Here is a 14520-nt window from a genome sequence, read left to right on the forward strand (position 1 = left end):
ACCGGGGAACGCGGTGGAATACACCTTCATGTCGGCCACCGTGCTTCTGGTGCTGATCACGGATCCGCTCGGCAACATCCCGCTGTTCATCTCGGCGATGCGGGATGTGCCGCGCGAGCGGCGCGTGAAGCTGATCCTGCGCGAAGTGGGGATCGCGTTCGTGATCCTGCTGTTCTTCATGCTGGTCGGCGACCGCTTCCTGCGGATGATGAGCCTCACCGACCTGTCGCTGCGGCTCGGCGGCGGGATCGTGCTGTTCCTGATCGCGCTGCGGATGATCTTCCCGCATCCGGACGGCGCGCTCGGCAACGATCCGCGCGCGGGCGGCGAGCCGTTCATCGTGCCGCTCGCGATTCCGGCGCTTGCCGGGCCGTCCGCGCTCGCGACGGTGATGCTGCTGACGTCGCAGGGGCCCGGCAAGATGCTCGAGTGGGTCGGCGCGCTGACGGTCACGATGATCGTCTGCGCGGTGACGCTGGTGCTGGCCGAGCGGATCCAGCAATGGATCGGCGAGCGCACCGTCGCGGCGTTCGAGCGGCTGATGGGCCTCGTGCTCGTCGCGATTTCGGTCGAGATGATGCTGGGCGGTATCCGCGCGTTCGTGCACCAGTTGTAGAGCGGGGCAGCGCGCACCCAAGACGCCCACAAAAAAGCGGCGCTCCGGGAAACCGGAGCGCCGCGTTCTATTTATAGCGTGCGGAGCGGGGCGCTCAGACGTTCGTGGTCAGCGCGCGGATCGTCGGCAGGTTGCGCCAGTAGCCCTTCGCATCCATCCCGCAGCCGAACACGTAGCGGTCGGGCACCGCGAAACCGCAGAAGTCGGGGTGCAGCGGCTTCGCCTTCGCGAGCGTCTTCTCGCACAGCACGGCCGACATGAAGCGCTGCGCGCCCATGTCGAGGATGCGGTCGCGGATCGCGGCCATCGTCTCGCCTTCGTCGAGGATGTCGTCGAGCACGAGCACGATCCGGTCCTTCACCGATTCGCGCGGCGCGACGCGCCAGTGCATTTCCGGGCTGCCCTGCGTCGTATTGCGGTAGCGGGTCAGGTGGATGTAGTCGAATTCGAGCGGGAAATCGAGATGCGGCAGCAGCATCCCGGTAAACACCGCGGCGCCACCCATCACCGAGAGAACGAGCGGGAACGCATCGCCGATCTCGGCGCGGATCGCGTCGGCCATCCGGGAGATCGACGCATTGACGGCGTCGGCCGAGACGATCTCTTCGGAGTGGTTGAAAATGTGGAGGGCTTCTTCGCGGTTCATGAGTTCTGGCGGGCAGTCGGTATACAAATAAGAATGAAGCAGAACGGACGGCGTGCGCTACAGCAAAAACCCGCGCGCCGGCCGCTGGGCGGAATCAGCGCATGCCGGGCATCATGCCCTTCAGGCCGCGCATCATCTTCTGCATGTTGCCGCCCTTCAGCTTCTTCATCATCGTACGCATCTGGTCGTACTGGTTCAGCATCCGGTTGACTTCCTGCACCGGCACGCCCGCGCCGGCCGCAATGCGGCGCTTGCGCGTCGCCTTGATGATTTCGGGTTTCGCGCGCTCGGCAGGCGTCATCGAACTGATGATGCCTTCCATCCGGCGGATCGACTTCTCGGCCTGGCCCATGTCGGCACCGGCCGCCGCCTGCTGGAACTGCGCAGGGAGTTTATCCATCAGCGACGACAGGCCGCCCATGTTCTTCATCTGGGAGATCTGCGCGCGGAAATCGTTCAGGTCGAAGTCGCCGCCTTTCTTGACCTTGTCGGCGAGCTTCTGCGCGGCCTGCACGTCCACGCCGCGTTGCGCCTCCTCGACGAGCGCGAGGATGTCGCCCATGCCGAGGATCCGGTTCGCCATCCGGTCGGGGTGGAACACCTCGAGGCCGTCGAGCTTTTCGGCGACGCCGACGAACTTGATCGGCTTGCCCGTGACGTGACGCACCGACAGCGCGGCGCCGCCGCGCGAATCGCCGTCGAGCTTGGTCAGCACGACGCCGGTGAGCGGCAGCGTGTCGTTGAACGCCTTCGCGGTATTGACCGCGTCCTGACCGAGCATCGCGTCGACGACGAACAGCGTTTCGGCCGGCTTCAGCGTGCTGTGCAGCGCGGCGATTTCCTGCATCATCGCCTCGTCGATGCCGAGGCGGCCGGCCGTATCGACGATCAGCACGTCATGGTAGTGGCGCTTCGCCCAGTCGACGGCCGCGATCGCGATGTCGACGGGCTTCTGGTCCGGCGTGGACGGGAAGAAGTCGGCGCCGACCTGTTCGCTCACCGTTTTCAGCTGCATGATTGCGGCCGGGCGATACACGTCGCACGACACGGTCAGCACCTTCTTCTTGTACTTCTCGCGCAGCAGCTTCGCGAGCTTGCCGGCGGTCGTGGTCTTGCCGGCACCTTGCAGGCCGGCCATCAGGATCACGGCGGGCGGCGTGACCGCGAGGTTCAGCTCCGCGGCCTTGCCTTCGTAGTCGCCGCCGATCACGGCGGTCAGTTCCTTCTGGACCACGCCGACCAGCGCCTGACCCGGCGACAGGCTGCTGATCACTTCTTCGCCGAGCGCCTTTTCCTTGACCTTGGCGATGAATTCGCGGACGACCGGCAGCGAGACGTCGGCCTCCAGCAGGGCGAGACGCACCTCGCGGAGCATCTCCTGCGTGTTCGCCTCGGTAAGCCGGGCCTCGCCGCGCAGCGTCTTGACGACGCGCGCCATCCGTTGAGTGAGATTGTCGAGCATGGGGAGCGATGGACAGTGGGGCCCGAAGGCGCGGCGGAACCGAACAAAGGGAGCCGTCGCGGGAAGGGGGCCTAGTGTAAACTTCGAACATGGATATTGTACTGTATGCCCTCACTGCATTCCTGTACGGCGGCCTGGCCGTCGCAGGCTGGCGCACGCACCGCCAGGGCGCGACGCCGCTCGTCGCGAGCGTGCCGGCCGTGCCGGTTCCCGCGTCCGCCGCGTCAGGGATGAGCGGGGCCGGCCGTGCGCTGCTGTTCGCCGCGCTCGTCGCGCATGGCGTACTGCTCCACACGACCATCTTTCCGAACGACTCGATGGTGTTCGGCTTCGCGTTCGCGCTGTCCGCGATGTTCTGGCTCGGCGCCGGCATCTACTGGATCGAGAGCTTCTTCTTCCCGCTGGACAGCCTGCGCCTGCTGGTGCTGCCGCTCGCGTGCGCCGCGTCGTTGCTGCCGCTCGTGTTCGGTGGCGTGCGGGTGCTTCCTTATGCCGCAGCGCCGCTGTTCAAGCTGCATTTCCTGATCGCGAACATCGCATACGGCCTGTTCGCGATCGCGGCGCTGCACGCGATCCTGATGCTGATGGTCGAGCGGCGCCTGCAGTCGCTGAGGAGCGGCGGGCGCGACGGCTCGACGGGCTGGATCGCGAGCTGGCTCGAGACGCTGCCGCCGCTGCTCACGCTCGAGAAGCTGCTGTTCCGCCTGATCGGCGCCGGCTTCGTGCTGCTCACGCTGACGCTCGCGTCGGGCATCCTGTTCAGCGAGCAGGTCGACGCGCGCGCGCTGCGGCTCGACCACAAGACCGTGTTCGCGATCCTGTCGTGGCTGATGTTCGGCGGCCTGCTGGTCGCCCGCAAGACGTCGGGCTGGCGTGGCCGTGGTGCCGCGCGCTGGGTGCTCGTGTCGTTCGCCGCGCTGCTGCTCGCGTATGTCGGCAGCCGGTTCGTTTTCGAGGTGCTGCTGCACCGTTCCGTGGTTTGAACGCAGGTTTCCGATGCGACAGATTCTTCTCCTGATTCTTCTCTTCTTCGCGGGTTCGTGGATCACGCGCAAGCTGCGCCAGGCCCAGGAGCAAGCGCAGGCGCGTACCGGCCGCGGCGCCGGTTACGACGGCACGCCCGGCGCCGGCGGCGCGGGGTCGGCACGCCCGAACGGCGACGCGCGATCGCTGCCCGAGCCGATGGTGCGCTGCGCCGAATGCGGCGTGCACGCGCCGAAGGGCGATGCCGTCGCCGCGGGCGGCGAATACTTCTGCAGCGCCGAGCACGCGCAGCGCCACGCCGCTCGGACGAGCGGTCACGACGCACGATGAGCGACGCGCCGCTGCTGTCGGTCGACGCGAACGGCTGGGTGCGCGAAGCGCGCCATGCGCCGTCGCCGAACTTCGAGGTGCGGCCCGCGGGCGCGGTGCCGACGCTCGTGGTCGTCCACAACATCAGCCTGCCGCCCGGCGAATTCGGCGGCGATGCGATCGAAGCGCTGTTCCTGAATCGCCTCGACTGCGATGCGCACCCCTATTACCAGAGCCACCTGCGCGACGTGCGCGTGTCCGCGCACTTCCTGATCCGCCGCAGCGGCGAACTCGTGCAGTTCGTGTCGTGCGACGAGCGCGCGTGGCACGCGGGCTCGTCCGAGTTCTTCGGCCGGCCGCGCTGCAACGACTTCTCGATCGGCATCGAGCTCGAAGGCGCGGACGACGTGCCGTTCGACGACGCGCAGTACGCGATGCTCGCCGGGCTCTCCCGCGCGCTCGCCGCACGCTACCCGGTCGACGCATTCGCGGGGCACTCGGACGTCGCGCCGGGCCGCAAGACCGACCCGGGCCCGCATTTCGATTGGCAACGCTTCGCGAGCGATGCCGGTTTTTCCGCCGAATACTTTCCTTTCCGTCAGCACTGATCGCGGGGTTTTTTGACCGGAGAAAGTTTTTTCTCCGACCAATGCCTTGTCGTGTCTGCGCGTGAGCGATGTCAAGACCTCCATCGCAAATTATCCGTTTGGACGTCCTCCGAATGTCCACTATACTTGGTGCCAGTTGAGCGGTTCTGCACTAGATATAGTGTGTGTCGCAGGGGAAACCCGAGCGGCACCGGCCGGCGGGCAACGCCGGCGGACAGGGTTCTCAGGGCGGCGCGTCAGGCCGGGCGGTCCGGGCGTCGCGACCAGCGCAGCGAACTTCGACGGGGCAGGGTACACATGACGAAGCACACGACCGGATCGGTTGTCGCGCATCGACCGAACCGGCCTCCCCGACGCATCGCTCGCCTCTTACCGCTCGCGCACCGCGTTGCGCAGCGTTCGTTTTAATCCGCGGTTCTCTCCGCACCATCCAACACCAGGAGCTTTGCACATGCAAACCACCGACAACGCGACGTCCCAGTACGAGAGCGCCTCGAGCCGTCCGCTCGGCGGGACCGAACAGGGCGCGAAGGCGCTCGCGCCGCAGGCCACGTTCGCCGACTACAAGGTGATCCGCCGCAACGGCAGCGTCGTCTCGTTCGAACCTTCGAAGATCGCGATCGCGGTGACCAAGGCTTTCCTGGCCGTCAATGGCGGGCAGGGCGCGGCATCGGCGCGCGTGCGCGAGCAGGTCGAGCAGCTGACGCACAACGTCGTGCGCGCGCTCGTGCGCAGCCGCCCGAACGGCGGAACGTTCCATATCGAAGACATCCAGGACCAGGTCGAACTCGCGCTGATGCGCGGCGGCGAGCACAACGTCGCGCGTGCGTACGTGCTGTATCGCGAGAAGCGTCACCTCGAGCGCCAGAACGCGGGCGAGGAAGCAGCCGCAGCAGGTGGCGAGGCGAGCACCGGCATCAACGTCGTCGACAACGGCGTCACGCGTCCGCTCGACCTGAACGCACTGCGCGCACTGATCGTGTCGTCATGCGACGGCCTCGGCACCGCGGTTAACCCTGACCCGATCGTCGCCGAAACGGTGAAGAACCTGTACGACGGCGTGCCGATGAGCCAGGTCTACGACTCGGCGATCCTGGCCGCGCGCACGATGATCGAAAAGGATCCGGCATACAGCCAGGTCACGTCCCGCATCCTGCTGCACACGATCCGTCGCGAGATCCTCGGCGAGGAAGTGGTCCAGGCCGAGATGTCGGCCCGTTACGCGGAATACTTCCCGCAGTTCCTGAAGCGCGGCGTCGACGCCGGCCTGCTCGACGACAAGCTGCTGCAGTTCGACCTGAAGCGCCTCGGCGAAGCGCTCGACGCGAACCGCGACCTGCAGTTCGGCTACCTCGGCCTGCAGACGCTGTACGACCGCTACTTCCTGCACGTCGACGGCAGCCGCATCGAAATGCCGCAGGCATTCTTCATGCGCGTCGCGATGGGCCTGTCGCTGAACGAGATCGACCGCGAAACGCGCGCGATCGAGTTCTACAACGTGCTGTCCAGCTTCGACTTCATGAGCTCGACGCCGACGCTGTTCAACTCGGGCACGCACCGCTCGCAGCTGTCGTCGTGCTACCTGACGACGGTCGCGGACGATCTCGACGGCATCTATGAAGCGCTGAAGGAAAACGCGCTGCTGTCGAAGTTCGCCGGCGGCCTGGGCAACGACTGGACGCGCGTGCGTGCACTCGGCTCGCATATCAAGGGCACGAACGGCAAGTCGCAAGGCGTGGTCCCGTTCCTGAAGGTGGTCAACGACACGGCCGTCGCGGTCAACCAGGGCGGCAAGCGCAAGGGCGCGGTCTGCGCGTACCTCGAATCGTGGCACCTCGACATCGAGGAGTTCCTGGAGCTGCGCAAGAACACGGGCGACGACCGCCGCCGTACGCACGACATGAACACGGCGAACTGGATTCCCGACCTGTTCATGAAGCGCGTGATGGAAGGCGCCGACTGGACGCTGTTCTCGCCGTCGACCTGCCCGGACCTGCACGACAAGTTCGGCGCGGAATTCGAAGCGGCTTACACGGCTTACGAAGACAAGGTCGCGCGCGGCGAGATCAAGCTGTTCAAGAAGATCCCGGCGGCGCAGCTGTGGCGCAAGATGCTCGGCATGCTGTTCGAGACGGGCCACCCGTGGATCACGTTCAAGGATCCGTGCAACATCCGCTCGCCGCAGCAGCACGTCGGCGTCGTCCACTCGTCGAACCTGTGCACGGAAATCACGCTGAACACGAGCGACTCCGAAATCGCGGTGTGCAACCTCGGCTCGGTGAACCTCGTCGCCCACCTGGTGAAGCAGGCCGACGGCAGCTACGCGCTCGACCACGACAAGCTGAAGCGCACGATCAGCGTCGCGATGCGCATGCTCGACAACGTGATCGACATCAACTACTACGCGGTGGCGAAGGCACGTAACTCGAACCTGAAGCATCGCCCGGTCGGCATGGGCATCATGGGCTTCCAGGACTGCCTGCACCTGCTGCGCACGCCGTACGCGTCGGAAGCGGCGGTCGAGTTCGCCGACCGTTCGATGGAAGCGGTCTGCTACTACGCGTACCACGCGTCGACCGAGCTGGCCGAGGAGCGCGGCCGCTACTCGAGCTACCGCGGTTCGCTGTGGGATCGCGGCATCCTCCCGCAGGACACGCTGAAGCTGCTCGCCGAAGCGCGCGGCGGCTACGTCGAGGTCGACACGTCCGAATCGCTCGACTGGACGTCGCTGCGTTCGCGGATCGCCACGCACGGCATGCGCAACTCGAACTGCGTCGCGATCGCGCCGACGGCGACGATCTCGAACATCATCGGCGTGTCGGCCTGTATCGAGCCGACCTTCCAGAACCTGTACGTGAAGTCGAACCTGTCGGGCGAATTCACGGTGGTGAACGAGTACCTGGTGCGCGACCTGAAGGACCGCGGCCTGTGGGACGAAGTGATGGTTGCCGACCTGAAGTACTTCGACGGCATGCTGTCGCGCATCGACCGCATCCCGGCCGACCTGCGCGCGATCTACGCGACCGCGTTCGAGGTCGACCCGACGTGGCTGGTCGAAGCGGCATCGCGTCGCCAGAAGTGGATCGACCAGGCGCAGTCGCTGAACATCTACATGGGCGGCGCGTCGGGCAAGAAGCTCGACGAGGTCTACAAGCTCGCATGGCTGCGCGGCCTGAAGACGACCTACTACCTCCGCACGATGGCGGCGACGCACGTCGAGAAGTCGACGGTCGCACACGGCGCGCTGAACGCAGTGCCGACGAGCGGCGGTTCGAGCAGCGGCGGCGCGCAAGGCGCAGCCGGCGGCTTCGGTGCGGCAGGCGGCGCAGCATCGTCGTCGGGCGCAGTCGACGCAGCACCGGCACTCGCGCCGGTGGAGGCAGATGGTCCGGTGTGCACGATGCGTCCGGGCGATCCTGGCTTCGACGAGTGCGAAGCGTGCCAGTAACGCAGTGCGCCTGACCTGAGAAGAAGGTCAGCGCGGCGCACACGACAACCGATCGAGGTTGAAGTGTGCGCCGCTCTCAACTAAAAAAATGATAAGGAATCTGTAACGCGGCACCTGCGTTGCAGGCAGTGACAAGCGATCGAAACATCCCCGACGACGTCGCGTTTCGATCAGCGTTCGATGCGTCGAGCGCACCTCGCGATACACGCGCGACACACGTCGCGCTCTGCATGAACGACGATGCGTTGCTCAAAGTGTTGTATCGAGGTCGCAACGCGAATCGAAAAAAGGATTTTTCGTGAGCGAACCCTTTTATCGCTCAGGAAAAGATGGTACAAACCGTTCTAAATTGATGGTGAGAATTTATGCTCAACTGGGATGAAGAGAAGACTGCCGTAACTCCCGCGAGCGGAGCGCAGCAAAACGCGATGCGCACCTCCGCAGGAGCGGCTGTCGGACTGCGGGCTGCAACGCCTGCCGCCCATCAGGTCCGCGACATTTTCGAAGGCGATCTTGCGGTGCCGCCGCAAGCATCGGCTGTTCCCGCCGGCGGTTCGGAAGCGCGGGTCAATGTCGCCGACAAGCGCATCATCAACGGCCAGACTGACGTCAATCAGCTGGTGCCGTTCAAGTACAAGTGGGCGTGGGAAAAGTATCTGGCCGGTTGCGCGAACCACTGGATGCCGCAGGAAATCAACATGTCCCGCGACATCGCTCTGTGGAAGGACCCGAACGGTCTGACCGAGGACGAGCGCCGCATCGTGAAGCGCAACCTCGGCTTCTTCGTGACGGCCGATTCGCTCGCGGCGAACAACATCGTGCTCGGCACGTACCGCCACATCACGGCGCCCGAGTGCCGGCAGTTCCTGCTGCGCCAGGCGTTCGAAGAGGCGATCCACACGCACGCGTACCAATACATTGTCGAATCGCTCGGTCTCGACGAAGGCGAGATCTTCAACGCGTACCACGAGGTCACGTCGATCCGCGCGAAGGACGAATTCCTGATCCCGTTCATCCACACGCTGACGGATCCGGCCTTCAAGACCGGCACGCTCGAAGCGGATCAGAAGCTGCTGAAGTCGCTGATCGTGTTCGCCTGCATCATGGAAGGCCTGTTCTTCTATGTCGGGTTCACGCAGATCCTCGCACTCGGCCGCCAGAACAAGATGACGGGTGCTGCAGAGCAATATCAGTACATCCTGCGCGACGAGTCGATGCACTGCAACTTCGGCATCGACCTGATCAACCAGATCAAGCTCGAGAATCCGCATCTCTGGACCGCCGAATTCCGCGCCGAGATCCGCGAGCTGTTCAAGCAGGCTGTCGAACTCGAATACCGCTACGCCGAGGACACGATGCCGCGCGGCGTGCTGGGTTTGAACGCGTCGATGTTCAAGAGCTATCTGCGCTTCATCAGCAACCGCCGTTGCCAGCAGATCGGCCTCGATCCGCTGTACCCGAACGAGGAAAACCCGTTCCCGTGGATGAGCGAGATGATCGACCTGAAGAAGGAACGCAACTTCTTCGAGACGCGTGTGATCGAGTATCAGACGGGCGGTGCGCTGTCCTGGGAATAACCCGCAGCAGCGAACCCGTCACATGATGGTGCAGCCGGCGGCCTCTCGGCCCCGGCCCAAGGTTTAGGAGCAAGAACGCCTGATGCAAAGCATGCCCGGTGCCTTAACGGCCCAACGACACGACAGGCACTTTGCGAACCCTTCAGTGGGATGGGCAAACTTCCCTCCGGAAAAAGCGGACAGCCGTGTGGCGGTCCGCTTGATCAAGCGATTAGGGGTAGCGGCGCGAGGCGCGCCGGCTACCGACTTGATTTGGCGCGCGAGGCCGGGTGGTCACGCGCGCCATACCGTATTCATTAGCGTAAGCGCGTGGTATCCGCGTACGCCGATGAATAGCCCGCTTCGAAGCGCACGTCCTGAACAGCGTCCGCGGGAAGCGGGTTTTGACGAAGGGTGTAGTTTGAACTGACTCTCATCTGAACCTGAAGGAGAACAACATGGCTACCGCCAAGAAGAAACCGGCTGCTAAGAAGGTTGCTGCCAAGAAGACCGTTGCGAAGAAGGCTGCTGCTCCGGCGAAGAAGGCCGCTGCAGTGAAGAAGGTTGCTGCGAAGAAGGTCGCGGTGAAGAAGGTTGCCGCGAAGAAGGCAGCACCGGCCAAGAAGGCCGCAGTGAAGAAGGTTGCTGCGAAGAAGGCGGCACCGGCCAAGAAGGCCGCAGTGAAGAAGGTTGCTGCGAAGAAGGTCGCAGTGAAGAAGGTTGCTGCGAAGAAGGCAGCACCGGCCAAGAAGGCCGCAGTGAAGAAGGTTGCAGCCAAGAAAGTCGCAGTGAAGAAGGTCGCTGCGAAGAAGGCCGCACCGGCGAAGAAGGCTGCTGCGAAGAAGGCCGCACCGGCGAAGAAGGCTGCTGCCAAGAAGGCTGCGCCTGCTGCGAAGAAGGCTGCCGCCAAGAAGGCTGCGCCTGCTGCGAAGAAGGCTGCCCCTGCGAAGAAGGCCGCTGCTCCGGCGAAGAAGGCTGCTGCTGCTCCGGCTGCTGCTCCGGCTCCGGCCAAGAAGGCTGCTGCTCCGAAGAAGGCTGCTGCGCCGAAGAAGGCCGTCGTGAAGAAGGCAGCACCGGCAACGACCGCGTCGACCGCATCGGTTGCGCCGGCATCGGGCGTGAAGACCGCGCTCAACCCGGCAGCGGCATGGCCGTTCCCGACCGGCAGCCGTCCGTAATCGAGGCTGACCCGCATCACCCGGACACTCACGTGGTGTCCGTGGGTTGAGTAGCGCTACTCAATCAGTCCCGCCATCTGGCTCAGGTGGCGGGATTTTTTTCGTCCGTCTTTGCCGATGTGCCGAGGGCCGTACGCCGGGTGCCCGTATGCCGGCCCGCGGCGAGTACGGACGAAAAAAAACGCATGTGCAGCTTCGCACATGCGTTCGACCGCGGCTTGCGCCGCGCGCTGAGGTACCTGTTAGTGCGTGACGCGCGTGACGCCGCCGCTCGACAGCAGTCGCACGCGCTCGCCGGCGCGGAACGCTTCGCCGCTTGCCGCTTGCGTGATCGAGCGCAGATCGCCGTTGTCGAGGCGCACGGTGATTTCGACACCGTTCGCCGTGCTGAGGTTTTCGCCGACCGCGTTGCCTGCGACCGCGCCGACGAGACCGCCGGCGATCGCGGTCAGGATCGATCCCTTGCCGCCGCCGATCGCGCTGCCTGCGACCGCGCCGAGTGCGCCGCCGCCGAGCGTGCCGATTGCGCTGCCGCCGCCGTCGGACTGGATGCGCACCGCACGGACGCTTTCGACCGTGCCCATGCGGACCGTCTGTTCGCGCTGCGCCTGGCCGACGCTATAGACATCCGCCGAGCCCGGTGCGGTGAAGCAGCCGGTGAGCGTCAGCGAGGCCGTCAGCATGGCCGCGAGCGTGAGGGTCTTTTTCGTCAACATCTTTGCTCTCCCACAATATTCATTTGAGACTGTAACCGAATGCAGCCTCGAAGCGCGCGTCGATCTCGGCGCGCGTCAGTACGTAAGTCTGGGGCCCCTGGTGGGCGATCTTGATCGAGCCCATCAGGCTCGCGAGGCGGCCCGTGGTTGCCCAGTCGAGGCCATGCTCGATGCCGTACAGCAGGCCACCCCGGAAGGCATCGCCACAACCGGTCGGATCGGCGATCCGCTCGGCCGGCACGACAGGAATCTGCTCCGTGCCCTGCTTGTGGCGGATGGTCGCGCCGTGCTCGCCACGCGTAATGACGAGGGCGTCGACCCGGCTGGCGATTTCATCTTCGGACCATCCCGTCTTGTCGCTCACCAGCTTGGCCTCGTAGTCGTTGACCGCTACATAGGTCGCAAGTTCAATGCTGCGGCGCAGCGTCGCACCGTCGAACAGCGGCAGGCCCTGGCCCGGATCGAACACGAACGGCACACCGGCCTTGGCGAGCTCTTCCACGTGCTGCACCATCCCGTCGAAGCCGTCAGGGCCGACGATCGCGAGCTTGATGCCCGGCGCGTCGCCCGCGTGGTTCAGGTGCGACTGCATCATCGCGCCCGGGTGGAACGCCGTGATCTGGTTGTTGTCGAGATCGGTCGTGATCATCGCCTGCGCCGTATACGTATCGGGCAGCACGCGAACGTGGTCGCGGCGCAGGCCGAACTGGTCGAGCCGGTCGAGATACGGCTGCGCGTCGAGCGCGCCCATCGTCCCCATGATGCGTGCATCGCCGCCGAGCAGGTGCAGCGCATACGCGATGTTGCCCGCGCAGCCGCCGAATTCGCGGCGCATCGTCGGCACGAGGAAGCTCAGGTTGATGAGGTGCACCTGGTCGGGGAGGATGTGCTCGCGGAACCGCCCTTCGAAAGTCATGATGGAGTCGTAGGCGATCGAGCCGCAAATCAACGTAGCCAAGGTGTGCGTTCCTGTAGAAATGAGGGACCCTGCGCGACAGCGCCGCGCGAAAGGCGCGGCGCGGCAGGGCAAAGCGAGAGAAAGCTTACTTCAGTGCGGCGAGCGCTGCATCGTAGTTCGGCTCGTCCTTGATTTCGCCGACGAGTTCCGCGTGGATCACCTTGTCCTGCGCATCGAGCACGACGACCGCACGTGCGGTCAGGCCGTTCAGCGGGCCGCTCGTCACGTCGACGCCATACGCGTTCGCGAACGCGCGGCCGGTGCGGAACGTCGAAGCCGTCACGACGTTCTCGAGGCCTTCGGTCGTGCAGAAGCGCGTGGCGGCGAACGGCAGGTCGGCGGACACGACGACGACGACCGTGTTGTCGAGCGACGATGCGGCTTCGTTGAACTTGCGGGTCGACGTCGCGCAGGTCGGCGTGTCGAGGCTCGGGACGATGTTCAGCACCTTGCGCTTGCCGGCGAAGCTGGCGAGCGACAGGTCGGCGAGGTCCTTGCCGACCAGCTTGAAATCGGCGCCTTGTGCGCCGACGGCCGGGAACGTGCCGGCGAGATCGATCGGGTTGCCACCCAGCGTAACTTTGCTCATGTTCGTGCTCCGAAATAGCGCGCCGCTCGGGCGCGCGGGTTGAGACGGGCGCGCAGGTGCGCGCCGCGGCGCGTCACGGATAGAAGATCTGGACGCGGAAATTCGAGGCGGGCGTGCCGTTCGTTTCGAGGCGGACGACCATCGTCTGCGTCGTGCCGGGCGGCAGCCCGGCGTCGATCGGCGTACCCGGGCGCACGTAGTCGCGCGGCGCGAGCACGCGGCGCACGGTGACGTGATTCGTGTCGTCGAGCAGCGTCAGCTCGAGCGACGGGTACGCGAGTGCAACGCGGTAGCGGTTCGTCAGCGGCACTTTCAGCTCGAGCTCGCGCGGGCCGTCGAGCTGGCGCAAGTCGGTGGCGTCGAGCCGCAGGCCGTCGATCGCGCGCGGCGGCGCGACCTTGCAGCCGAGGGGCGCGCAGGCCTGCCGGAACCAGCCCTGCGTGACGGGCCAGTAGATCATCAGCGTTTCGCGTTGCCACCACGCGAGTTGCGTGACGAGCAGCGCGGCCAGTACGGCAGCGACGAGGCCGCCGAAAAAGCCGCCGAGCATGCCGCGCCGCTGCGGCGCGCGCGTCTCGCGCGTGACGGCGAAGTGCGGACGATCGTCGTCGGTCAGCGCAGCGGGGAATGGGGCGGCCGGCGCGTTGGCGGCCGCGGCGGGTGTCTCGTCGTGCCGTGTGGCGCCGGTGTCGGGCTCGGATCCAGGTGCGGCGACAGCCGGCGCCGGTGTGAACGCAAAGCGCGGTTCGCGTGGCGTGCGTTCGTCGTCCTGAATGGCGAAGTGCGCGGTGCCGACGGGTTCGGCGGCATCGCGAGCGGTATCTGCGTCCGACGGAACGTGGGCGACGAAACGGGGTTCACGCGGGTCGCGCTCGACGGGCGCGGCCGATGGTTCGGTATCCTGTTGCGTCTGCGTCGATTCGGCTGGTTTCGCGACGGCAGTGGACGTGTCCAGCTCGGCCGGGGAGGGCGCGAACGGTGCGGGCGTACCGGACAGGTGAACGACGCCGGCTTCGATGGACGGAAGCGCGAGCGGGATCAGCGGTTCGGTGCGCACGGACTGCACGCTGTGCTGCAGCGACGGGTCGACGCCGGCATCGAGCCACGGCGCCCACATGTCCCAGCCTTCCGGCTTGTAATCGGTGTCTGCAGGTGATCCGGCCGGCGCTTCGGCGGCGAACAGCCGAGGCGGGGCCGGATGGTGCGCGTCGCCGTCGTCCGGCGCGGCAGCCGGCTCGGTCAGGGCCGGCTCGGGCTGCTGCGCGTGCTCGGGAACGAGCGACTCGGATGCGTTGAAGACTTCGTGGCAATGCCCGCAGCGCACGAGCCCTTGATGCAGCGAGAGCTGTTCCTGCTGCAGCCGGAAGACGGTTTCGCAATGAGGGCAGCGCGTCGCAAGAAGCATGTCGAGCCGGGCGGCCTGCTGGCCAGAGTGAAGGACAGCGCTATT

At 65.7% G+C, this 14520-nt stretch carries 14 protein-coding genes; 8 read left to right on the top strand and 6 right to left on the bottom strand.

The window, feature by feature from the left end; genetic code table 11:
* Nucleotides 1-13: 13 nt before the first annotated feature.
* Entirely contained in the window at nt 14-616 is a 603-nt protein-coding gene (locus LGN19_RS25775) for a MarC family protein (protein WP_122944415.1), read from the top strand.
* 94 nt (nt 617-710) lie between these two features.
* Here the strand turns inward: LGN19_RS25775 and LGN19_RS25780 are convergent, their stop codons facing one another.
* A complete protein-coding gene (locus LGN19_RS25780; protein WP_059528628.1) occupies nt 711-1262 on the bottom strand; it encodes a hypoxanthine-guanine phosphoribosyltransferase in 552 nt (183 codons plus the stop codon).
* Between the two features lie 94 nt (nt 1263-1356).
* Entirely contained in the window at nt 1357-2724 is a 1368-nt protein-coding gene (ffh, locus tag LGN19_RS25785; protein WP_122944416.1) for a signal recognition particle protein, read from the bottom strand.
* A gap of 89 nt (nt 2725-2813) precedes the next feature.
* Between ffh and LGN19_RS25790 the strand changes: the two genes are divergently transcribed.
* The 7 genes from LGN19_RS25790 (at nt 2814) to LGN19_RS25820 (ending at nt 10807) form a co-directional block, all read left to right on the top strand.
* A complete protein-coding gene (locus LGN19_RS25790) occupies nt 2814-3707 on the top strand; it encodes an inner membrane protein YpjD (RefSeq protein ID WP_226217830.1) in 894 nt (297 codons plus the stop codon).
* A gap of 13 nt (nt 3708-3720) precedes the next feature.
* Complete coding sequence (locus tag LGN19_RS25795) at nt 3721-4038, top strand: PP0621 family protein (RefSeq protein ID WP_226217832.1); 318 nt, start codon at nt 3721-3723, stop codon at nt 4036-4038.
* Nucleotides 4035-4625: a 1,6-anhydro-N-acetylmuramyl-L-alanine amidase AmpD gene (gene ampD / locus LGN19_RS25800; RefSeq protein WP_174960458.1), complete on the top strand. Its 591-nt coding sequence runs from the start codon at nt 4035-4037 to the stop codon at nt 4623-4625. The genes LGN19_RS25795 and ampD overlap by 4 nt, the downstream gene beginning before the upstream one ends.
* Before the next feature lie 451 nt (nt 4626-5076).
* On the top strand, nt 5077-8073 hold the full coding sequence (locus tag LGN19_RS25805) for a ribonucleoside-diphosphate reductase subunit alpha (RefSeq protein WP_226217833.1): 2997 nt from the start codon (nt 5077-5079) through the stop codon (nt 8071-8073).
* Nucleotides 8074-8438: 365 nt separating this feature from the next.
* Nucleotides 8439-9650, top strand: a complete 1212-nt coding sequence (locus LGN19_RS25810; RefSeq protein ID WP_226217835.1) for a ribonucleotide-diphosphate reductase subunit beta — start codon at nt 8439-8441, stop codon at nt 9648-9650.
* Nucleotides 9651-9732: 82 nt separating this feature from the next.
* Complete coding sequence (locus LGN19_RS25815; RefSeq protein ID WP_080741834.1) at nt 9733-10059, top strand: hypothetical protein; 327 nt, start codon at nt 9733-9735, stop codon at nt 10057-10059.
* 28 nt (nt 10060-10087) lie between these two features.
* Nucleotides 10088-10807 (top strand): histone H1-like DNA-binding protein, encoded by a 720-nt coding sequence (locus LGN19_RS25820; RefSeq protein WP_174960454.1) that lies wholly within the window; start codon nt 10088-10090, stop codon nt 10805-10807.
* A 242-nt stretch (nt 10808-11049) separates the two neighbouring features.
* Here LGN19_RS25820 and LGN19_RS25825 read toward each other — a convergent pair whose 3' ends face one another.
* From LGN19_RS25825 to LGN19_RS25840, 4 genes are all read right to left on the bottom strand, one after another.
* Nucleotides 11050-11523, bottom strand: a complete 474-nt coding sequence (locus tag LGN19_RS25825; protein WP_021161893.1) for a glycine zipper 2TM domain-containing protein — start codon at nt 11521-11523, stop codon at nt 11050-11052.
* 19 nt (nt 11524-11542) lie between these two features.
* Nucleotides 11543-12481: a carbohydrate kinase family protein gene (locus LGN19_RS25830; RefSeq protein ID WP_226217837.1), complete on the bottom strand. Its 939-nt coding sequence runs from the start codon at nt 12479-12481 to the stop codon at nt 11543-11545.
* 85 nt (nt 12482-12566) lie between these two features.
* Nucleotides 12567-13070, bottom strand: coding sequence for a thiol peroxidase (gene tpx, locus LGN19_RS25835; protein ID WP_011350875.1), 504 nt, complete (start codon nt 13068-13070; stop codon nt 12567-12569).
* A 73-nt stretch (nt 13071-13143) separates the two neighbouring features.
* A complete protein-coding gene (locus tag LGN19_RS25840) occupies nt 13144-14475 on the bottom strand; it encodes a zinc-ribbon and DUF3426 domain-containing protein (protein ID WP_226217839.1) in 1332 nt (443 codons plus the stop codon).
* Between the last annotated feature and the right edge of the window lie 45 nt (nt 14476-14520).

Source organism: Burkholderia sp. AU30198, from assembly GCF_020419825.1.
GTDB lineage: Bacteria > Pseudomonadota > Gammaproteobacteria > Burkholderiales > Burkholderiaceae > Burkholderia.

Bases quoted from the DNA above. Each gene is read 5' to 3' on its own strand.
- LGN19_RS25780 (WP_059528628.1), bottom strand. From the start codon at position 1,262: ATGAACCGCGAAGAAGCCCTCCACATTTTCAACCACTCCGAAGAGATC.
- ffh (WP_122944416.1), bottom strand. From the start codon at position 2,724: ATGCTCGACAATCTCACTCAACGGATGGCGCGCGTCGTCAAGACGCTG.
- LGN19_RS25790 (WP_226217830.1), top strand. From the start codon at position 2,814: ATGGATATTGTACTGTATGCCCTCACTGCATTCCTGTACGGCGGCCTG.
- LGN19_RS25795 (WP_226217832.1), top strand. From the start codon at position 3,721: ATGCGACAGATTCTTCTCCTGATTCTTCTCTTCTTCGCGGGTTCGTGG.
- ampD (WP_174960458.1), top strand. From the start codon at position 4,035: ATGAGCGACGCGCCGCTGCTGTCGGTCGACGCGAACGGCTGGGTGCGC.
- LGN19_RS25805 (WP_226217833.1), top strand. From the start codon at position 5,077: ATGCAAACCACCGACAACGCGACGTCCCAGTACGAGAGCGCCTCGAGC.
- LGN19_RS25810 (WP_226217835.1), top strand. From the start codon at position 8,439: ATGCTCAACTGGGATGAAGAGAAGACTGCCGTAACTCCCGCGAGCGGA.
- LGN19_RS25815 (WP_080741834.1), top strand. From the start codon at position 9,733: ATGCAAAGCATGCCCGGTGCCTTAACGGCCCAACGACACGACAGGCAC.
- LGN19_RS25820 (WP_174960454.1), top strand. From the start codon at position 10,088: ATGGCTACCGCCAAGAAGAAACCGGCTGCTAAGAAGGTTGCTGCCAAG.
- LGN19_RS25825 (WP_021161893.1), bottom strand. From the start codon at position 11,523: ATGTTGACGAAAAAGACCCTCACGCTCGCGGCCATGCTGACGGCCTCG.
- tpx (WP_011350875.1), bottom strand. From the start codon at position 13,070: ATGAGCAAAGTTACGCTGGGTGGCAACCCGATCGATCTCGCCGGCACG.
- LGN19_RS25840 (WP_226217839.1), bottom strand. From the start codon at position 14,475: ATGCTTCTTGCGACGCGCTGCCCTCATTGCGAAACCGTCTTCCGGCTG.